The following is a 20,012-nucleotide window of genomic DNA, read 5'->3' on the forward strand; positions in this document are numbered from 1 at the left end:
ACAATTGTGTTTCTTTGAGTGGTTCATGGGATTTTGAGGTTTTTTCGCTGTTCAATTCTTGTAGTAATCATTCTAGCATTTTGAGCAATTCTAAAGAACTCGATAAATTTCATGAAATTTTCGATTTAGAACCCATTTCAAAACTGTCTTCTGTGGGAGTGTGGCATTGCCACGGACACTGTCGCCAGTTCTCTGAAATATGGGAGAGTTTTCATAAATTACATCGTATTGGCGATTTTTTCCTGTCATTTAAAATTGTAATAGTTTCTATATTTCTAAGGTTTTGAGCGGGCTTATGTAGGAACAAATTTTTCAATAGACTATTCTTTTTTGAGAAATTACCGATTCCTTTATTTTTTTTTAGGAAGAATCCTGACTTCATAAGGATCTAGAATTTTTAAACCTGCAAGACTTTTCTTTCCGGAGTGGTTAATAAAGATTTCGTAATTTTGTTTTCTACCGATTCGAAAAATCTTTTCTACATTTTGTCCGTAGAATATGAATGGAATTTTGGCTTCCTTTAAAATACGGCGATAGAGAAGCACAAAACTCAAAGCTTCTAAAGAAGACCCCACGTAAATTACTTTTCCTTTGTGATAGTAGTTTGCTGTGATTACCGGGGAGCCTTTGTAGAATTTTTTTCTATCGGTGTAACGGGCCCAAACTTCCGCTGTGGTCGGTTCTAAAATTTCACAGATCTTTGAACAGATTCCTGGAAAATAACGGAACTGAAACTTTATCTTTTGATTTCCGACCGCTTCGAATTTGCGGACCTTGATTCCGGCCATTTTCGTAAACGGACCCGGAATCGGAGAGTCGTACATCCAACCATCCAAATTTTTAGCGCCGGTTCTAAAACCCAAAACTAAAATTCCGCCTTCCCTTACAAATTGTTCCAAACGCTTAAAAATGACGTCGTTGGCCATCGTGTACATCGGAAGTATTATGATTTTGTAATCCTTAAAATCAGTTGTAGAGGCGGGACGGAAATGTGTGTTGACATTCAATACGTTCATTCCTGAAAACCAAGTTGCCATTTCGACGTCATATCCTAACTGTGCCCACGGCACGGGAGAGAATTTTAAACCCGTTGAAATCGGTTGGTGTTTCCAATTTCGCGCGTTTTCGATGTCATGTACGATTGCAACCTGGGCTGGAAATAATTCTTCCGTGAAATCTTCCGCGTGTTCTTTGATTTCTTGAATTCCTTTTTGTAATTCGTAGTAACGTTCCGTTTTTTCTTTGTCATGATCTAAGATTCCATAACAAAGTTGTTCCTGCCCGAAACGTGCGGTTCTATATCTGAAAAAATAGATCGCATTCGAACCGTGGATAAGGGAATGTTTCATCCAAAGTTTGGTTTGCCCCGGTGCCGGAAGATAGCCGAGCAGGTCATGTCCTTGAAAACCGGAAATTTGTTCCATCACGGTAAAGGGAAGATTTTTCAGACCGCGGTTGTATTGTTGCATTGCTGATAGGAAGGGATGAGGGAAAGGAGCTTCTTGTTCTCCCCAAGTCGGATAGTTATCCCAAGAGATATAATCGAGGTAAGTGCATAATTCCGCCATGTCGATGATCGGTAGAAATGGGGAAGGGTATAAATTTGTAGTGAGCGGTCTTCCGACGGAAAATTTCCTGAGAATTCGGGCCTGAAGTTTTACGAAGTCTATGATCGTGTCGGAATGGAATCGATAGAAATCTTGAATCATAGAAGGGTGAAAATTACTCGCAATGTGTGGTCCTGGAACCGGAACCTCATCAAAAGAGTTATAAAGCATCCCCCAAAAGACATTTCCCCAAGATTCGTTTAAAGCTTGGATCGTTTTGTATTTGTTTTTTAACCAAACGCGAAACGCTTTTAAAGACGTTTGAGAATAGTCTATGTCGGAACCTTCGTGCCCTATCTCGTTATCGATTTGCCAGCCGATGACCGCTGGATGATTTCCGAAGTGTTTAGCCATAGCGGTTACGATTTTTACCACTGCTTTTTTATAATTGGGAGAAGAAAAACAAGCTTGTCTTCTCGTGCCGATCGTTCTTTGAATTCCGTCCCGTTCTTGAATTATGTCGGGAAATTTTTTAACAAGCCAAGGAGGAAAGGTCGCTGTCGGAGTTCCGAGGATCGCTGTCATTTCGTTCTTTTGGATTAAATTCAGAATGTGATCGAAAAAAGAAAAATCGTATTTTCCTTCCTTGGGTTCCATAATTGCCCAAGCGAACTCCGCGAGACGAACGGAGCTCAGGCCCATTTCTTTCATGATGGAAATATCTTCTTTCCAATCTTTTGGGGTCCATTGTTCGGGATAATAATCGGCTCCGAATATCATTTTATCCTTCCTTTCGTTTCGAAAGAAATCTCATCAAAGGATGGATCTGAAAAGAAAGAAAACCGTCATTCCAGGTTGTCTAAGCGAAAAAATACTGTCTTTTCCGGGGAAGTTTGAAAGGATACGAATGACGTAAATTGCAACATCTAATCAATTTAGAGACTCTCATTTCTTGCCGCAAAAGGATTCCATGCAGAACCAAGATTCATTGATATACGGAGTTTTACCGGATATTCACTTCCGGTATTCCGTTGCTGAAATTTCATACTCTCTTACCGCAGCTTCAAACCTGCATAATTTGGATGATTCAAATACGGAACTTCTTGCAAGGGCAATGATTGGCGCTTTCTTTTTAGCGGATCAAATCAAAGAGGATACGAAGGTGAGTTTGCAGATTCAGTTTAACGAAGATTCTCCCGTACATTCGGTACTTGCTTACAGCGATCGACAAGGGAGAATGAAGGCTGTCCTTAGGGAAAGACCCGAAGAAAATATTGAACCCAGTAAAATGATGGAAGATTATTCCGGAATCTTGAAAGTATTCCGTTGGAAAGACGGGGTTTGTATTTATCAATCTGTAGTTCCATATCTTAATAAAAGTTTCGAGGAGAATTTTCAAAATTATTTAAACAGTTCCGAACAAATCATCTGTTTCGTAACTCTTTATATTCGAAAGAACGGATTTCATTGGGATGTGCGTGGAATTCTTTTGCAGTCCTTACCGGAAGCAAAAGAAGAACACATTCAAAAAATAGCAAGTCTTTCCCGACAAATCGACGCGAACATAAGCGAATTCTTGGGAAAAGACGTTTATAATTGTTTGAATAAAATCGGAGAAACGACTCGTTCTGCCGTTCAAATTTTGGAGGAAGGTCAACCGGAATTTCGTTGTGATTGTTCCGAAAACAAAATCAGAGAATTGATTCAGACCTTAGGAAAAGAGGAAGCGATGCAAATTTTGGACGAAGTTGGAATGATCGAAGTTACTTGCGAATTTTGTACTTCGGTTTATCGTTTTGAAAGAAAAAAGGTGAGCGAATTATTTTGAGGAAGAATTGGAACTCGAGTTTCGGAATCTAAAACTGGAAGAATTGGACAAACCTGCCGAATTTCTTGCGTCTTTGATTCTTTCCTCTTTAGGGCAAAACTTTCATCCTATCATTTTACTTACAGGCTCGATGGGAGTGGGTAAAACGACCTTTGCTTCTAGAGTGGTAAAAAAGTTTTCACCGAATACGAACGTCAATTCCCCTACTTACACTCTCATAAACAAGTATTCAATTTCATTGGATAAAAGTCGAGGATTCTCGCCACAAAATTTTTCCCTCGATAACAAATCCAGTTTGGAAGAACTTAACTTTTATCATTTCGATCTTCATCGATTGAAATCTCCGGAGGAATTGGAAGATTTAGGTTTCGAGGAAATTTGGGGAAGGGTAGGAATTTCCATTATCGAATGGTGGCAGATCGCAAAAGAGGATTTGGAAACACTTCCGCTAAAAATCGAAGTACAATTTAAAACCGTTTCCGAAAATGAAAGAGATATCATATTCAGAAGTTTTGATGTAGAAACCTTTCCCGCGCTGGAAAAATTATGGAAAGAGTTGAAAAAAAAACCGACATGAGAAAGGTTCTATTTTTTGACGCGACAAACCAATGGATCATTGTAGAAACCTTTCATTTGGACAACGATGGGAAATTGAAGGCAATTGCCTCTTATTTTGGAATTCATCCCAGAGAATCTTCCAAATTTCTAATTCAAGAATTGCAAAACATTTTAAAAAAATCGGATTGGAAAGCCCCCGATTTGATCGTAAGTGCGCTTGGTCCGGGGTCTTTCACGGGGCTTAGAATCGCGGTCTCGACCGCAAGAAATTTATCACAACTTTGGAAGATTCCATCGATCGGATTTGACAGTTTGAATATTTATACTTCGTTTTATCACCAAGAAACCGGTGATCCGATCGTTGTTGGAATAGAAGCCAAACAAAAAAAAATTTATTTCGGAATGGAAGATACAAGAGGATTTTTCGGATCTATCGATATAAAACCGAACGATATTCTTGATAAAATTCCGGAAGATCGTTTACAGACATTCTTGACTTCTCAAAAATATTCGGATAATCCTGAGTTTTTTTCGGGGAATTCCATATTAGAAAATCTTCCTTCCGCGTCGGCGATCTTGAATCAAAACGTCGATTTAATTCATGAAGCTTTAGAATTTACGGATCGATTTCCATATTGGAAACTGACGCCGAATTATATACGTGGAACCTACGTCGACGACAAACCGACGGTTTAGTAATTATGAATATAAAGAAAAAACAAACAAAACAAAACAAAACCGCAAAACCGGATACGAAAAAGAAAATCTTCGGCCGATCGAATAAGAATAAAAAAAACAGATTTGCGGGAAGATCCGAAGGATTCCCGGAAAGTGAAATCGGCAGGAAAATCCTCAGGTATCTTCGATCCAGAGCCGGTTCCGTGATCCAATTTAAGGATCTGACCGCAAAGATTCTTAAGGAAGAAAATCAAAATTCTTACGGTAAAAAAAGAGAGAAATGGCAATTTGAAGAAAGAGAAAGGGAAATAACCGAAATACTTCAAATTCTTGAGGCAGAAGGGTTGATTGAATTAGAAAAAAGGAATATTCTCGTCAATTCGAATCAAAAGCTGTTAGGGACGATTTCGACCAGTAAAAAAGGGGACGGTTTCGTGAAACTTCCTTCCGGAATGGAGATATTTGTTCCAGGCCAATACGTACAGTCGGCGATTCAAGGAGATCTTGTAGAAGTTCAGCCGAACGCAATCGGAAAAAAAGGAAGATTGGAAGGAGAGGTCACAAAAATTCTCAGAAGGGGGCGTGATCTTTACAGAATGATCGTCATCGAAAAGGATCCTAAATTTATTTTTGGAAAACTCTTAGACATAGATGGAGAAGAAAAGGAGGGGTATCTTCTTCGTAAAACTATTCTTATGGATCTTCAAGATGAGATTCAACTCGGGGATGTTCTGATCGTAAAACTCAGAGAAGAAACGGAACACGAAAGAAATCTCTACGAAGTTCAGTTTCTACGTTTTGAATCTGACACCAAAGAAGATTTAGATCTTATGAGAATGTTAATGAAATACAATTATAGCATTCTTTATCCTGAAAATATAGTACTGAATCTTCCGGAAGAAGTGGACGAAAGCACCGTAGATGATTGGGGATCTCGCGTGGATCTTAGAAATTTGAAATGTATCACGATTGACGGAGAATATTCCAAAGACTTCGACGATGCGATCAGTTTTGTAGAAGAAAAAAGTAGGATTCGATTTTACGTTCATGTTGCAGACGTTTCTTACTACGTAAGACTGGGAACCGATTTGGACGAAGAGGCGTACAATCGAGCGACTTCCGTATATTTAGGAAGTAGAGTTGTTCCTATGTTACCTCCGGATTTGTCCGAAAACCTTTGTTCTTTAGTTGCGGGGAAAAATCGTTTAGCCTTTACGGTGGAAATGGAAGCTGATTGGAAAGGAAAAATCACTCATGTTAAATATTATAAAAGCGTAATTAATGTTGCGGAAAGATATACGTATAACCGGGCGGAGTCCGAAATCCTATCAGGTGACCCTGGTAATTGGATTTTCAGAATGAACGAATTCGCCAAAGCGCTTCGAGCCAGAAGGATTGAAGATGGAAGAGTGGATTTAAATTTAAAGGAAAATAAAGTAGTCACTGATTCCGAACACAACGTAGTCGAAATCTCCGTACAAAACAGATTGCAAGCGCATATTCTCATTGAAGAATTTATGCTTTCGGCAAATATTAAGGTTGCTGAATCGATTCGCAAGAAAAAGCATCCCACCTTGTATCGCATTCACGAGCCAATGAACGAGGAAAAGCTCGAGTCTCTCAACGCATTTTTGCAGCTGAACGGAATTAAGATTTTATTGAAAGATTCAAGTTACGAAGCGATTCGGGCGGTTTTGAAAGAATTGGAAGGAAAGCCTGCGGAAAGGTTGTTCAATATGTTTTTGCTCCGAACGTTTATGCAGGCTTATTATTCCGGAGAATATCTCGGGCATTGGGGTTTGGGTTTTGAGGATTATTGTCACTTTACTTCTCCGATCCGAAGATATCCTGATTTAGTTTGTCATCGGGTTTTACAACAAATTCTTTTGGGTAAAAAACCTCTTTATGGTCCGGAAGAAGTGGTGACTTTGGGTTTGCATTGTTCCCATCAGGAACGAAAGGCGAGTGACGCTGAACGAGATTATTACAAACTCAAAGCGTGTCGTTATTTGGAAAAAACGGGCATCAAAGAGTTTTCTGCAACGATTACCGGTTGTAAACCGCATTTGATTTTTGTGGATCTGGAAAATCCTTCCGTAGACGCTTGTTTAATTTCTTCTGAATTTACGGACGAAGGTGAAATTCGATTGGAGACGGATTTTTCGTTTTATTCGAAAAAATATTCTAAAATTTATACACTTGGAGACAAGATCGAAGTTGAACTTGATCGAGTCGATTATGAGGAGATTAAAATCTTTGTGAAAATGAAAAAATTCCAAAAAAAAGTATAAGAACCTGTCGCTCTCTAAGGATCGTTTCCGCTATGAAGTTGGTGGGCAATTCTCCCGAACTTTCTTATATCGAATTCACGTTATTTGCGGCTTCAATTGACGTCAAAAGTGTTCTTTTGTTGCTCAGAAAATCACATTATAATTTATCTCAAAAATATCTGAGGATGATCGGAATCGACGTTTTAAGTAAAGATAAAGTATTTTTGAGATGCTTTCTCGCCACTTTTTGATTCCTTTTTACGGATCGAAACAATTTCAATGGTCAAAAAATATTCCAACATAAGCGCCGAATGACGGTAAAAATATACTTCAAGGAGATACAACGCGGCCTAAGCCAAACGAGCTTCTTCCCGTGACGGGAAACTCCGTTTATAGTGGGCCATAGTACCAAATTCGGTTGATTCTTGGAAAAGAAATCAATCCAAAAAATTTGCTCATAAGTTCCGTGTGTTCACATGGATTGATTCGAACAGCAGATTCCACCAAAAAAAGAGCCTTAAAATCCAAACATGGAATTGTACGACTATAGGGACATTTACATAATAGGTGCTTTCGTATCCACAAATAACTACGATGGATTTGGTACTTCACGTTTTTAGCCTCGCGTTAAAAAGATCGGAAAAATTGAACTTATGACAAAATAGTTTATAATCTGTGAACATGTTTAGGAATAAAGTAAGGTTTTTTTGGGGAATATATTTTAGGAAATTTATTATAAACCAAAAAGAGACCACAAATTCACTTTTAAAAAAGGTTTCCTTTTCGATATTTGGTTTTATGGCTTTTCGAATTTTGTTTTTTTCGATTGTTTTGTGTTCTTTCTTAACTTCGCTGTATGCGGATTTGAAAGAAGGTAAAAAGGCTTATGCGAAAAAGGACTTTTCCAAGGCCATGAATGAGTTCCAAAAGTTTAACGATGCAAATCCGGCTTCCGGTGAAGCTTGGATGTACATGGGTTATATCTACGAATATAGAAGGGATTATCCTAAGTCCATTCAAAGTTTTAAAAAAGCAGTCAGTCTTAGTTTATCTAAAAAGGATTTAGTCAATTGTTATCAAAAGATCATTCTCTATTTCAACTATCAGAGGGATTATCATGAGGTGATTTCTTACTCGAATCGGCTTTTGAGAATTGATCCGGATTTAACTCATATTCAGAAAATAAAAGCTACTGCGGAAGAAAGACTTTCTTCCGGTCACGTGGTGCATCATCGTTCTAAAAAACATGCGGAGGAATCGGAGATTGATGGACCGAATACGGAAGAAGATTATCTTAAAATTCTTAAGAAAGAGCCAAATGACGTTTCCGCTCGTTGGAATCTTTCTCTCGTTTATTCAAATCATAAAAAGTTTCAACAAGCGGAAAATCTTTTGGAAGGACTTGTGAAGGACTTTCCCGAAAAGGATGATTATCTTTACAAATACGGTGTTACTCTCATTCGTCTTGAAAAATACTCGGAAGCTCTTGAGGTTTTAGATAAACTCGAAGATAAGATCGGAATGAATAATCCTAAGATGTTATATTATACCAATTTAAACCAAGCAGTTGCATATCATAAAATGAAGCATTATGAAGAGGCGATAAAGTATTATAAAAAATCTTATGCTGTAAATGGTACAATCCAACCTTTAATCGGACTAACAAAACTTAAATACGAAATTAAAGATTGTGAAAATTCAATTAAAACCGCCGAGAAGGCGCTTGAGTTCGGTGAAAGGACACATGAGATTCGAATGTATTTGGCTCTTTGCAAAATTCAAAATAAGGAAGAAAATGAAGGATATGTCATATTAAAGGAAATCGCCTCCAAACTGGAAAAAGAAAATCCTGAGTTCAAAAATTTGCCAGATGTTTACAACGATGGAATTTTAAAATTAGCCCGTTACTATACGAATCATGGAGAATACACAAAGGCCCTTCGTTATTTTCATTCCGTTCAAGTTTCCGAGGAGGAGGAAAGAGAATATCGTTTTTATCTGGGTAAGGCTTATTATTATACCGGAAAGGTAGATCAAGCAATTTTACTTTTAGCAAAAGTAAACGGTTCTTCAGGTGCATATTATTTATTAGCAAAATGTTATGCGCATAAGGATGACCTTGAAAAAACCATGGAATATATACGTAAAGCCGCAAATATGAAACCGGAAATTTGGTCGGCCGCGGCGGAAGAAAAAGAATTTGACCGATTTAAGGAAAAATCTTCCTTTAAATCTTTTTTAGAAACTAAGGGATCTGATCAAGAAACGAATCAGAGTTCTCGAGCTTTGGATAAGACTTAAATTTATTTTAGGGCCCTCTTAAAAATCATCCTTAAAATTATATAGAACCCGTCGAGCGCCAATAGAAGCGAGACGCTTTAGTTACCAGCTTGATCTTTCTGACAAAACAGAAAACTAAAGTGCCGCTCTCTCCTATGTACTTGTGTCAAGCCCTTCCGCAGGTTTTGCGGACTCGCGTAAGGTCTCTTTCGGGATGACTTTCGTTATAAATAGAAAACAAACGAATTTACATTTGTAAATTCTATACGGGAAATAATCTTATAGTTAGATTCTTTTATCGGAAAATATCTTAGGTAAAATGGACCCTTGAGGGCTTAAAAGAGATGGGTTGGATATAAGCATTTGTCCCAAAACTTTAAAAGAAATCAGCTGCAATCAGCGGATAAGGAAATGTGTTAAAGTAGATTTCTCAGTCGGATTAAAGAGTTCAAATCCACCTGACCGGGCGCTTTCGGTTCGTTCAAACAACAATAAGTGAAAATAGAGTCAAAGGAATCAGGGAACACTCTTGAAATTATTCCTAAAGGTCCCATACAGATTCCTGTAAAAAGTATATTTGATTTTTTAAACTCGTTTGCAATCTTCCTAAAAGAGAAAAGGAACTCCGTCAGTTCGTGAATGGAACTCGGAAATACCGCAAATTTATAAACTAAAGGAAGGATTGACCCGTACTTTTTTCTCTCCAAGTAAGGATCCTTACGTACCCAATCTCTGATTTCTTGTTCCGATAATATTCCGTCAAATTTATGAATGGAGCGCACCAAGCCGAAACCACCGTCTACGTGTATTTTAAAAAGATCGTTGGAACGATTTAATTCCAAATCAAGATAGTGATTTTTCGGATCGATTTTAGAAACTATTTGATAAAAGTCGAATTCTTCTCTTTTAGATGACGTAACTTGATCCGTATCACCTGCTTGTCTGTAAGTGAAAATACATTTTGCATTCAATTTGTCGATTTTATCCGCGAGCTTTTGTCCAATATTTTTCGGAGAAAATAGGTCGAGGCGAATTTCGATCCAATCGCAAGCAGGATGTTTTTCAAGAGAAAAAAACTCGTCTTCATTTATCGTAAGAACGATTTTAAATTCTCGAATATTCATAGGTTAAAGACCTTTTTGCAAAAGATCGTGAACGGAAACGATTCCGATCAATTTTTTGGAATCATCTACGATCGGTGCGACCGAAATCGGATTTGGTCTGGATTCCATTTGTCTTAAAACTTCATAAGCGTTCGATCCAGATTGAAACATAGTCGGATTCGGATTCATCAGTTGCTCCGCCGAAATGGAAGAATCCAGTTTACCCTCTTTCAATTTTTTACGAATGTCAAAGTCTGTAATGATTCCCAGGAGTTTTCCCGATAAGTCCGTAACTCCCGTAGCGCCTTGCCTCTTTACGGTAATTTCAGTGAGTATATCTTCTAATTTAGCATCCGGTAATACTTTTGCTAGGTCTTTTCCATTTCGCATAACGTCGTCTATTTTTAAACTCAGACGTTTACCGAGACGTCCCGCGGGATGATAAAGTGCAAAATTTTCTTTTTTGAAATTTTTCAACTCCATCAAACACATGGCGATTGCATCTCCCAAAATCAAAGCGATCGTAGTGCTGGAAGTGGGCGCTAATTCGAGAGGACAAGCCTCTTTTAAAATGGGAGTGATTAAAACAATGTCGGATTCTTTTGCAAGTTTAGATTCGACATTAGCTGTCATCGAAATTAGTTTTGCTCCGATGTTTTTGATCGTAGGGATTAGATTTAACAACTCTTCGCTCTCACCCGACTTGCCGATTGCGATGATTACGTCTTCGATAGAAATGATACCCGCATCTCCGTGAGCCGCGTCGGCAGGATGTAAGAAAATAGAAGGTGTTCCTGTAGAGGATAACGTAGAAGAGATTTTTTTACCTACGTCCCCGGATTTGCCAACACCGGTCACGATCAGTTTTCCTTTGGATTGGAGGATTAGTTCGATCGCTTGTTTGATTGAAGGGTCTAAATTTTTTCTAAAGTGGAGGATGGATTCTATTTCCGTATCAATTGCTTTTTCTATCTTTTCAAAAATTGGATCCAAGGGTCTCCTCCAACTTCAACGTTTTTATATCCAAAGTTACCGAAGTCATCAAATTCATTCCAGGAAATTTGACGATGATTTGTTTCTCATTTTTTCTTTGGATAATTTCGGCTTTAAATCCTGCAAAAGGCCCTTCTTGAATGAGGATCTTTTTGCCCGGGAGAAGCCTTTCCTGGATTTCAACTTGAATTCTATCTGGATACGTTTCCAAAAAAATCCGAATTAAATTAAGATCTTCGTCTGGAATCACATAGGGTTTTCCACTATAGAATACAAAATGATGCGCTCCGGGTAATTGTAAAATTTTGACTCTGTCTTGAAAGAATGAAATTTTTACAAAAATATAAGAAGGATACATCGGCTCTTCGACGACTTTCCAACGATCGGACCATTTTTTCTTTTTGGAAATTAAAGGAAGAAAACATTCGATTTTTCTTTCTTGGAGTAATCGTTTTAATTTTTTTTCGGCTCTAGGATTGGTATAAAGAGCATACCATTCGTTGACTTTAGAATTCTCTATCATATACTTTAAAGGAAACTGGAATGATCAGGCTTGTTCCCTCTTTAAGATCGAATTTCCAAGTTCTCAGGGCCCTGTTGAATTCGACTTCGAAGATCGAATATTTACAAGGGTGAAGAGTTTTAAAAATTTTGCCCTTTCCGTCAGATTTTATTCTTACTTCCCAAGAACAATCTGATTCCAGTCTTTGGTCGAGAGCTCCTTGCGGAAAGTGAATTTCATTCTTAAATTTTTCAATTTCGTTTTGTAAGGTCCCCGCGTTGTTCGAATTTTTAGGCATAAAAGATTTCGAATTTTTCCCCACACCTTCCTCTAAAAAGCTCAGAGTTACGTTTTGACTTACTCCTTTTTTGAGATGGATTTTTAAATCCTCAATTTGTGGAAATTTAAAGAAAGTCGTAGAAAAAAAAAGAAATAATAAAATATGAAATGAACCGGAAATAAAAAAAGAAAGCTTAGCGCTCATAAACCTATCCTTTTGATATAGATCAATATTGCAAATATCTATGAAAAGTTTTATTTGAATTTAGAGTCTGTCCCAAAACCATTCGATCTTATCGGAATCCTCGTGGATCACTGCAATTGTTCCTACGTTTTGGGACAGACTCTTAGATATTTTATCGAACATCACAGGCGGGTTATGAATTTGTTTTAGAACTTATCCGATCGGAAGAATGTGTCGTTTTGTCTTAGTAAGTGAAATAAATAATTGCTTGGTTGATCATATCTTTGAAGAACTCAAAACATTTTATTCACCACTAAAAACGAGTTACCAGAGCTCGGTTTGTTTGCAACAATATTGAATGCTGAATTGTTTATTATAATTATATTTTTAACGTAGATTGAACTCTTTTTAAGGAAAATCAGTCAATTATTTCTCTTGCGTAATCGTTTTTCTATAACATAGGATCGTACTTTTATTGAAATAACCGCTTTTGTTATGACTCTATTTTTACTGTAAAGTCTGTCCCAAAACCTTAAAATAAATCAGTTATAATCATTCGATAAACTCGTAATAAAACCTATGTATTCCCACATTCTGAGGCTTTGAGACAGGATCAAAATTTTGATACTTATCTTTGTAAATATGGGCGGTAAGTAACTTGCAAAAATCGGTGGAATCATTTCAAAGCGTCAACTTTTTATGAATCAACATTAAAAACTTCGTAGAAACTAATCAAAGTAAAAAAGTCCTTCAGGTTTTTATATTTAACGTATCAAATCTGTGAAAAGAACTTTAAGAACACATTACGTTAAAATTAAAACAATGATGATTCAAATCAAGAGAACAGCGCATGTCGTAAAAACACACTCCTTGAGGGCCAGGGATGTGTATATGATTTTGACAGATTACATATTTTAACTACTTAAATATAAGAAATGAAAACGAATTTTTAGTATATTCAATTTTATTAATTATCTCATATGACTTTTATTTGTTCCGGTTAACTTTCTATGTTCATTTCTTTTCCGTAGTTATTTGAAATTTTCCTTTTAACTACTTGGTATTTATTTTTTATGTAACGAATAAGGATTTTGAATGAGAAAAAATCTTCCGATTACAAATCAAGAGATAGAAATATCTGCCAATGCGGTTCTAATTTCACGTACTGATACTAAAGGAAGAATTTCGTATGTAAGTCAGGACTTTGCGCATATTAGCGGTTTTTCCGAGAGAGAAATGGTGGGTGAATCTCACAATCTTATCCGCCATCCGGCCGTTCCTCCTGAGGTCTTTCGAAAAATGTGGGAAACAATCAAAGGAGGAAATCCTTGGAGTGGAGTTATAAAAAACCGAGCGAAGTCGGGAGATTATTATTGGGTGGATGCTACCATTACTCCGGTGATGAGTGAAGGTGTCGTATCCGGTTATATGTCTGTCCGGAAAAAAGCGACTCAGAAACAAATCAAAAGGGCGGAAATTCTTTTCAACGATTTGCGGAATACGAAGTCGTTTTTCTGGAAACTAAAAGCAGGCATTCGAACGTTACTCAAAAAATTAGGAATTTCCGGAAGGATTTTTTTATATGTTTCATTCGTTTTTGTCCCTTTGTTGTCAGCAAATTTCGAGTGGATCCGAAACGGTTTGTTTTTTTTACCCGTCTTTGGTATTGTTTGTGGGACGATCGGAGTATTTCTTTTGGTAAAAACGATTTTGAATTATCGAAAAGAAATCCGAGAAGTCATTTCAATTCAAAAAGAGATCGTATCCGGAAACTTTCTCATAGAAGTTCCCGAAAAAAAAGGAAGTTCCGAAATATTTGAAATTTATTCCGGCCTTCATATACTTATAATCAGCATTTGGGGATTGTTGGTTCAGATTAAAGAGAATTTCGAAAAGAACCAAGAACTTTATCGATATCTTTCCCAATCGACCGAACAATTTCAATTAAAAACCCATAACCAGGCGGCTTCCGTGGAAGAGACTGCATCTGCGTCGCAGGAATTGTCCTCAACTTTGGATGGGATTGTAAAATCGATTCATTTACAATTGTCTAGTTTGACGGCAATCAACGATGGGATTGGAAAAGTAAACGAATCAATTCAAAACGTGTCTAAGTCGATGGATAGCCTTGCTTCTCAGACCACTTCCGTAAAACAAAAGGCTTTTCAAAGCGAGGAAACATTCGAAGGGGCGATTCTCGCAATGAATGAAATTAAAGAATATTCTAATGGAATTTCAAAGATCGTCGAAATTATCACTTCGATTTCAGAAAAAACGAATTTGTTGTCATTGAACGCATCCATAGAATCTGCAAGAGCGGGTGAAGCGGGAAAAGGTTTTAGCGTGGTGGCGGAAGAGATATCAAAATTAGCGGATCAGACTCGAAAATCGATTAAGGATATTATCAATCTAATCGACAATACTACGAAAGCAGTCGACCTTGGGGCGGAAAAGTTTCAAAAATCTCTAACTATCATCAGGCAACTTACGGATTATATTGGCGAAGTGAATTCTTCTGCAACGATCGTAACAGCGTCTCTGTTTGCTCAAGTGGAGAAATTAGCTGAAATCAGAAAAAGTACGGATCAAGTCAATCGACTCGGTGAAACTGTGAGTGAAACTTCCGGGTTTCAAAAAACCGCTTCCGAGGAAATTTCTTTATCGATGCAGAATATTGCGGAAAATTCCGAATCCATTGCTAGAACTTCAGAAGAGATAAAACAACTTGTGGACGAATCGATTCTCAAAGCCACGAAATTGTATGAAATTCTAAAACATTTTAAAACGTCTTAGAGTTTATCTCAAAACCTCAAATAATATCTCTAAACTTTCAGCAAGTTTCTGGAAAAATGTAGTAGTTCCTACACTTTGAGATGGGTTTTAATTTTCTCGGAAATAAAAAAATCTACCGATAAATAGACCGATGGGGAATCGGTTTCTCAAGCTGACGATTTTTATTTCCATAGTGCTCACACTTTTTTCTTTTTGGGATCATCGTCTTGTCGGTTATTTAAAAGACTTTATCGTTTTTATCCACGAAATCGGTCACGCGGTTGCCGCTTTGTTGACCGGAGGTTCAGTTCATACGATCGAACTTCACGGCAATGAATCAGGAGAAACCATAGCAATACCAAGTTCCGGAACCGGTTCTTTTATTTTCGTAGTATCTGCCGGATATTTGGGATCTTGTTTGATGGGAGGTTTTTTATTAAATCGGGGTTTTTCCGGAAAGATGATACGTCCGACCTTGATTTCCTTCGGAACGATTCTTTTGCTCATGACGATTTCTTATTCCAAACCCGGAAATCTCGCTCAATATACCGGAATTCTTTGGGGTTTAGGATTTGTAATACTCGGATTTTTCAATCTTAAAATCAATCAATTCGTTCTTGTTTTTATAGGAACGAGCATTTCTCTTTATAGTTTGTACGATCTTTTGGATTTTACCGGAAACATCGCGTACACGGATGCGGGGATTATGGCGGCGTGGATTACAGGGGCAAATCCTACACAAGAGGTTCCGAAATCCGTGATTGTCTTGGGATATTTGATTGCTCTCCTTTGGTCTTTTTTTAGCTTATCCATCATATTTGTATCTATTAAAAAAGTTTTCCAATCGAGTACTCAAGAACAAGAAGTTCCACAAACAGAAAATTCTTTCCAAGAGAACGGAGATGCGGAAGTACCGTTTCCAGGAGAAGTAACTCCCGAAGTTATGGAATGGTTTTTCAGTAAGGGACTTGATTTAAACGGAAAACCCTTACCGACGGAGTTTTTAGAAAAAGAAGAATTATGAATCAACGAAGAATATTAATCACCGGCGGTGCTGGATTTATCGGATCTCATCTATGCGAAAGACTTTTGAAAGAGGGTAACGAAGTCATCTGTTTGGATAATTTGCATACCGGAAGAAAGAAGAACATTCAAAAGCTTTTCAGCGATCCCAAGTTCGAATTTATCAGACACGATATAACGGATCCGATCAAACTTGAAGTTGATCAGATTTACAATATGGCTTGTCCTGCAAGCCCGATTCACTATCAATCCAATGCGATTAAGACGATCAAAACGAACGTCTTAGGGATGATGAATACCCTCGGTCTTGCAAAAAGAGTGAAGGCCAGAATTCTTCAAGCGTCTACTAGCGAAGTATATGGGAATCCATTGGAACATCCGCAAAAAGAAACATATTGGGGAAACGTAAATCCGATCGGAATTAGAAGCTGCTATGACGAAGGGAAACGAGTTGCGGAAACTCTTTGTTTTGATTATCAGAGAAATCATAAAGTGGATGTTCGTGTGATTCGAATTTTCAATACATACGGACCTAAAATGCTTCCGAACGATGGAAGGGTGGTTAGCAATTTTATCGTACAAGCACTCAGAAAAGAAGACATAACATTGTATGGAGAAGGCGAGCAAACCCGTTCTTTCTGTTATGTGGATGATTTGGTTGATGGGATCATTCGTATGATGAACACCGAAGGTTTTAATGGTCCGGTGAATCTTGGAAACGATGGAGAGTTTACCGTTCGTGAATTAGCCGAGTTGGTTTTGAAGGAAACGGGCTCTGCATCCAAAATTGTTCACAAGCCATTGCCTCAGGACGATCCGGCGCGTAGAAAACCCGATCTAACTCTTGCAAAACAAAAGCTAGGGTTCGAGCCGAAGGTTCCTCTTGTGGAAGGGATTCGGAAAACCGTCGAATACTTCAAAAATAACTTGGATTAAATTTATACAGAGAAATTCTGGACGTACTTTATTAAGCGAGTCCGGAACAACGAGCTATTGATCACCGGGAATGAATTATGAATATTGGAATTCTAAAAGAAGCTAAAGAAGAAACGAGAGTATCCTTAACTCCCGACATCGTAGATACATTGAAGAAAATTGGGGCGGTTGTCCTCGTTGAAAAAGGTGCTGGGGAACAATCTTATTATCATGATGAAGATTATAAAAAAGCCGGAGCAAATCTTGTATCTCGCCAAGATATTATTGGCAAATCCAATATTATAGTGAGTATTCATCTTGCGGATCCTGCAACATTAGCAAAGATTAAACCGGGAACGATTTATCTCGGGATGTTCCAGCCCGCCATAAATGCATCAACCATCCAAAAACTCGCGGCTAAAAAAGTGGAAGTTTTAAGTTTGGATGCGATCGCAAGAATTACAAGAGCTCAGTCGATGGATGTTCTTTCTTCCCAAGCGACCGTTGCTGGCTACAAAGCAGTGTTACTTGCGGCTTCTCATTTGGCTAGATTTTTCCCAATGCTTACGACTGCAGCTGGAACGATCACACCTGCTTCTGTGTTGATTATTGGAGCCGGAGTCGCAGGTTTACAGGCGATCGCTTCTAGTAGAAGGCTGGGTGCGGTAGTGGATGTATTTGATACAAGACCGGAAGTAAAAGAGCAAGTTCATTCTCTTGGTGCAAAGTTCGTGGAAGTGGAAGGCGCCTCGCATTCCGCTGCGGCCGGTGGTTACGCAGTAGAACAGACTGAAGAATACAAAAAGCGTCAGCAAGAAGCCATCGATAGATACGCTCAGAAGGCGGACGTAATCATAACGACTGCATTGATTCCGGGAAAAAAAGCCCCTTTACTAATTACGAAGAAGATTGTGGATAATATGAAATCCGGTTCCGTAATTGTGGATCTTGCGTCTTCCATGGGAGGAAATTGCGAATATACAAAACATGGACAAAATGTAATCACTTCGAAAGGGGTAACGGTAATCGGTCATAAAAATCTTGCGGGCTCAATTCCTGCAGATGCTTCCAAAATGTTCAGTAAAAACGTTTTAAATTTTCTTAAACTATTGATTAAAGATAGAAAGATTAATCACGATTTAAGTGACGAAATACTTTCTTCCACAACGATCGTTCATAAGGGAGAAATTCGTCATAAACTTACGTTAGATGCTTTAGGTTCGAAGTCAAGAGCAACAAAATCTAAGAAGAACGTTACCAAGAAATAAACCGAAAAAACCGAAAGCTGTTCCAATCATCCAGCCGCCGATTATATCGCTTACGAAATGATGGAGAGAAAGCAGCCTTCCGACTCCGGCTAAAAAACTGATCAAAATCAAAGCCGGAGGAAATTTAAACAAAAGTACAAGAATTAAAACCGCAGTCATGGAATTCGCCGCGTGAGCGGAAGGAAACGAATGTTTCATGTCCGGGTTTGAGTCCACCTTTCCGGCGACGGTGATCAATGGTCTTTTTCTTGCGATGAGTTTTTTCAAAAAAAGAACAAAACGATCATTTGCATAAGTCACCAAACCCGTATAAATCAAAACCCAATACCAAATGATCGGGAGATCGTTTTTTAAAAAAAGAAAGGGAAGAAGGATAAATAGAAATATTTCTCCCCGATTGATTTTGGAAAGAACATGACTCATTTTAGGATTATGGAGTTTTGTCCGAATCCAAGTAGAGAGTGAAAAATCGATTTGGTCTACAATATCTATCAAAGTCGAAAGTCTTTTTTGAGAATGTCCGAAAGTCCTTTTCTTGGAAGACTTTTTTGTTCTCCGGAAACTAAGTCTTTGATTTGAACCGTTTCCGTGCGAATTTCCGATTCTCCAAGAAACAACACGTAACGATAACCTTTTTTTTCCGCGACCTGAATTTGTTTTCCGATTTTTGCAGAGTCTAACATCGTTTCGGTGAGAATCCCATTTTCACGAAGTTCTTTCGAAAGTTTGAAAGTATCCACGAAAATAGATTCGTCCATGATCGGAAGGAAGAGGGTTTTTTCTCTGCTTAGATCCGGAATGAGATTATGATTTTCTAAGAAACTTTTTAAAGTTACGTCGCCTAGTCCGAAACCGATTCCGGATAATTGTTCCTTGGAAAACAATCCGATAAGGTTGTCGTACCTTCCTCCTCCGTACAATGATCTTCTATTTTCCGGATTGGTATCGAATACTTCGAAAATACATCCGGTGTAGTAGTCGAATCCCCGAATGATGGATGGGTCAAATACAAGTTGTTTATCGATTCCAAGCTCGCCTAACTCTTGAAATAAATTTCGAATAAAATGAATGGAATCCGGGTCGATTCCAGGGATTGTAGAGACGGTTTCTAAATTGGAGGCAAGATAGGTTTCGATAAGAGAAAATTGTTCGTTAAAATTGTTCAACAACGGTTTTATTTCGGCTTCGAAAGTTTCCGGAGAAATTTTGGATTTTTTATCTAAAAGTTTGGAAACTCCGTGGACCTGGTGGTCGCTGAGTTTAAGGGAATTCCTTAAAAAACTGTCTAAAAGTTTTCTATGAGAAACCTTAATCTGATAACTTCCCGTAGGTGCTCCGAATTTTTTTAGGATCGAATCCGCGATCAAAAGAATTTCAAGTTCAGCACGGTGTGTATCCACTCCGAAAAGATCTACATTCAATTGCCAATGTTCTCTTAGTCTTCCTTTACCCGGTTGTTCGTATCTCCATAAGTTCGGAATAGAAAACCAACGTACAGGTCTTGGAAGATTACGAAGATTTCCGGCTACCATTCTCGCAAGAGTGGGAGTCATTTCCGGACGGATTGCGACTCTTCGTTCTCCTTTGTCGATAAAGTCGTATAATTGCCGTTCCACGATTTCTTCTCCGCTTTTGGCCTTATAAAGATCAAAAGATTCTAGGATGGGTCCGTCATATTCCTGATAACCGAAGGAAAGTACAGTCTCCCGCATAATGGAAAACATCCAGTTTCGGAGACGCATTTCCTCCGGATAAAAATCTCTAGTGCCCTTGTAAGGGGCTGTGGTTAAAAAGTTTTTTTGATTTTCCAAA

At 38.1% G+C, this 20,012-nt stretch carries 17 protein-coding genes; 10 read left to right on the plus strand and 7 right to left on the minus strand.

What is annotated here, in order from left to right; translation table 11 throughout:
* Positions 1 to 350 precede the first annotated feature (350 nt).
* Complete coding sequence (locus CLV95_RS09955; protein WP_002732721.1) at positions 351 to 2,327, minus strand: beta-galactosidase; 1,977 nt, start codon at positions 2,325 to 2,327, stop codon at positions 351 to 353.
* 190 nt (positions 2,328 to 2,517) lie between these two features.
* Between CLV95_RS09955 and CLV95_RS09960 the strand changes: the two genes are divergently transcribed.
* The 6 genes from CLV95_RS09960 to CLV95_RS09985 all read left to right on the plus strand — a co-directional run bounded on the left by CLV95_RS09960 (position 2,518) and on the right by CLV95_RS09985 (position 9,182).
* Positions 2,518 to 3,375, plus strand: a complete 858-nt coding sequence (locus tag CLV95_RS09960) for an Hsp33 family molecular chaperone HslO (protein WP_002732445.1) — start codon at positions 2,518 to 2,520, stop codon at positions 3,373 to 3,375.
* A gap of 7 nt (positions 3,376 to 3,382) precedes the next feature.
* A complete protein-coding gene (gene tsaE, locus CLV95_RS09965; RefSeq protein ID WP_002728091.1) occupies positions 3,383 to 3,952 on the plus strand; it encodes a tRNA (adenosine(37)-N6)-threonylcarbamoyltransferase complex ATPase subunit type 1 TsaE in 570 nt (189 codons plus the stop codon).
* Positions 3,949 to 4,629, plus strand: a complete 681-nt coding sequence (gene tsaB, locus CLV95_RS09970) for a tRNA (adenosine(37)-N6)-threonylcarbamoyltransferase complex dimerization subunit type 1 TsaB (RefSeq protein ID WP_026053961.1) — start codon at positions 3,949 to 3,951, stop codon at positions 4,627 to 4,629. Before tsaE ends, tsaB begins: the two co-directional genes overlap by 4 nt.
* Positions 4,630 to 4,634: 5 nt before the next feature.
* A complete protein-coding gene (locus tag CLV95_RS09975) occupies positions 4,635 to 6,902 on the plus strand; it encodes a ribonuclease R family protein (protein ID WP_016561370.1) in 2,268 nt (755 codons plus the stop codon).
* A 32-nt stretch (positions 6,903 to 6,934) separates the two neighbouring features.
* Positions 6,935 to 7,132 carry a hypothetical protein gene (locus CLV95_RS09980; protein WP_002732377.1) on the plus strand — a complete coding sequence of 66 codons (198 nt, stop codon included), beginning with the start codon at positions 6,935 to 6,937 and terminating at the stop codon, positions 7,130 to 7,132.
* Between the two features lie 547 nt (positions 7,133 to 7,679).
* The gene (locus CLV95_RS09985; protein WP_026053960.1) at positions 7,680 to 9,182 is read left to right on the plus strand and encodes a tetratricopeptide repeat protein; all 1,503 of its coding nucleotides are present in this window, start codon (positions 7,680 to 7,682) and stop codon (positions 9,180 to 9,182) included.
* 395 nt (positions 9,183 to 9,577) lie between these two features.
* On the opposite strand, the gene CLV95_RS09990 is transcribed toward CLV95_RS09985, so the two are convergent.
* Genes CLV95_RS09990 through CLV95_RS10005 form a run of 4 tightly spaced genes read right to left on the minus strand, consistent with a single transcriptional unit; the run spans position 9,578 to position 12,243 of the window.
* Positions 9,578 to 10,285: a type I 3-dehydroquinate dehydratase gene (locus CLV95_RS09990; RefSeq protein ID WP_002722628.1), complete on the minus strand. Its 708-nt coding sequence runs from the start codon at positions 10,283 to 10,285 to the stop codon at positions 9,578 to 9,580.
* Positions 10,286 to 10,288: 3 nt separating this feature from the next.
* A complete protein-coding gene (locus CLV95_RS09995) occupies positions 10,289 to 11,257 on the minus strand; it encodes a KpsF/GutQ family sugar-phosphate isomerase (RefSeq protein ID WP_002732576.1) in 969 nt (322 codons plus the stop codon).
* Complete coding sequence (locus tag CLV95_RS10000) at positions 11,241 to 11,780, minus strand: UpxY family transcription antiterminator (RefSeq protein WP_002722652.1); 540 nt, start codon at positions 11,778 to 11,780, stop codon at positions 11,241 to 11,243. The genes CLV95_RS09995 and CLV95_RS10000 overlap by 17 nt, the downstream gene beginning before the upstream one ends.
* Positions 11,764 to 12,243: an LIC_10042 family TonB-like protein gene (locus CLV95_RS10005; RefSeq protein ID WP_002732705.1), complete on the minus strand. Its 480-nt coding sequence runs from the start codon at positions 12,241 to 12,243 to the stop codon at positions 11,764 to 11,766. The genes CLV95_RS10000 and CLV95_RS10005 overlap by 17 nt, the downstream gene beginning before the upstream one ends.
* A 1,074-nt stretch (positions 12,244 to 13,317) precedes the next feature.
* Between CLV95_RS10005 and CLV95_RS10010 the strand changes: the two genes are divergently transcribed.
* The 4 genes from CLV95_RS10010 (at position 13,318) to CLV95_RS10025 (ending at position 18,200) form a co-directional block, all read left to right on the plus strand.
* Entirely contained in the window at positions 13,318 to 15,015 is a 1,698-nt protein-coding gene (locus CLV95_RS10010; RefSeq protein ID WP_002722630.1) for a methyl-accepting chemotaxis protein, read from the plus strand.
* Positions 15,016 to 15,145: 130 nt separating this feature from the next.
* Positions 15,146 to 16,018 (plus strand): M50 family metallopeptidase, encoded by an 873-nt coding sequence (locus CLV95_RS10015; RefSeq protein WP_002722644.1) that lies wholly within the window; start codon positions 15,146 to 15,148, stop codon positions 16,016 to 16,018.
* Positions 16,015 to 16,953 (plus strand): UDP-glucuronic acid decarboxylase family protein, encoded by a 939-nt coding sequence (locus CLV95_RS10020; RefSeq protein WP_002722638.1) that lies wholly within the window; start codon positions 16,015 to 16,017, stop codon positions 16,951 to 16,953. The genes CLV95_RS10015 and CLV95_RS10020 overlap by 4 nt, the downstream gene beginning before the upstream one ends.
* 77 nt (positions 16,954 to 17,030) lie before the next feature.
* Positions 17,031 to 18,200, plus strand: a complete 1,170-nt coding sequence (locus CLV95_RS10025) for a Re/Si-specific NAD(P)(+) transhydrogenase subunit alpha (RefSeq protein WP_002732305.1) — start codon at positions 17,031 to 17,033, stop codon at positions 18,198 to 18,200.
* Here the strand turns inward: CLV95_RS10025 and CLV95_RS10030 are convergent.
* Both CLV95_RS10030 and hisS read right to left on the minus strand, forming a co-directional pair.
* Positions 18,159 to 18,695 (minus strand): phosphatase PAP2 family protein, encoded by a 537-nt coding sequence (locus CLV95_RS10030; RefSeq protein WP_002722616.1) that lies wholly within the window; start codon positions 18,693 to 18,695, stop codon positions 18,159 to 18,161. The two genes, CLV95_RS10025 and CLV95_RS10030, sit on opposite strands and share 42 nt — an antisense overlap.
* Complete coding sequence (gene hisS / locus CLV95_RS10035; protein ID WP_002722622.1) at positions 18,692 to 20,011, minus strand: histidine--tRNA ligase; 1,320 nt, start codon at positions 20,009 to 20,011, stop codon at positions 18,692 to 18,694. The genes CLV95_RS10030 and hisS overlap by 4 nt, the downstream gene beginning before the upstream one ends.
* Between the last annotated feature and the right edge of the window lies 1 nt (position 20,012).

Source organism: Leptospira borgpetersenii serovar Javanica, from assembly GCF_003046425.1.
Lineage (GTDB): Bacteria > Spirochaetota > Leptospiria > Leptospirales > Leptospiraceae > Leptospira > Leptospira borgpetersenii.

Bases quoted from the DNA above. Each gene is read 5' to 3' on its own strand.
- CLV95_RS10015 (WP_002722644.1), top strand. From the start codon at position 15,146: ATGGGGAATCGGTTTCTCAAGCTGACGATTTTTATTTCCATAGTGCTC.
- CLV95_RS09975 (WP_016561370.1), top strand. From the start codon at position 4,635: ATGAATATAAAGAAAAAACAAACAAAACAAAACAAAACCGCAAAACCG.
- CLV95_RS09960 (WP_002732445.1), top strand. From the start codon at position 2,518: ATGCAGAACCAAGATTCATTGATATACGGAGTTTTACCGGATATTCAC.
- CLV95_RS09990 (WP_002722628.1), bottom strand. From the start codon at position 10,285: ATGAATATTCGAGAATTTAAAATCGTTCTTACGATAAATGAAGACGAG.
- CLV95_RS09955 (WP_002732721.1), bottom strand. From the start codon at position 2,327: ATGATATTCGGAGCCGATTATTATCCCGAACAATGGACCCCAAAAGAT.
- CLV95_RS10000 (WP_002722652.1), bottom strand. From the start codon at position 11,780: ATGATAGAGAATTCTAAAGTCAACGAATGGTATGCTCTTTATACCAAT.
- CLV95_RS10010 (WP_002722630.1), top strand. From the start codon at position 13,318: ATGAGAAAAAATCTTCCGATTACAAATCAAGAGATAGAAATATCTGCC.
- CLV95_RS10020 (WP_002722638.1), top strand. From the start codon at position 16,015: ATGAATCAACGAAGAATATTAATCACCGGCGGTGCTGGATTTATCGGA.
- CLV95_RS09985 (WP_026053960.1), top strand. From the start codon at position 7,680: ATGGCTTTTCGAATTTTGTTTTTTTCGATTGTTTTGTGTTCTTTCTTA.
- tsaB (WP_026053961.1), top strand. From the start codon at position 3,949: ATGAGAAAGGTTCTATTTTTTGACGCGACAAACCAATGGATCATTGTA.
- CLV95_RS10025 (WP_002732305.1), top strand. From the start codon at position 17,031: ATGAATATTGGAATTCTAAAAGAAGCTAAAGAAGAAACGAGAGTATCC.
- CLV95_RS10005 (WP_002732705.1), bottom strand. From the start codon at position 12,243: ATGAGCGCTAAGCTTTCTTTTTTTATTTCCGGTTCATTTCATATTTTA.
- CLV95_RS09980 (WP_002732377.1), top strand. From the start codon at position 6,935: ATGAAGTTGGTGGGCAATTCTCCCGAACTTTCTTATATCGAATTCACG.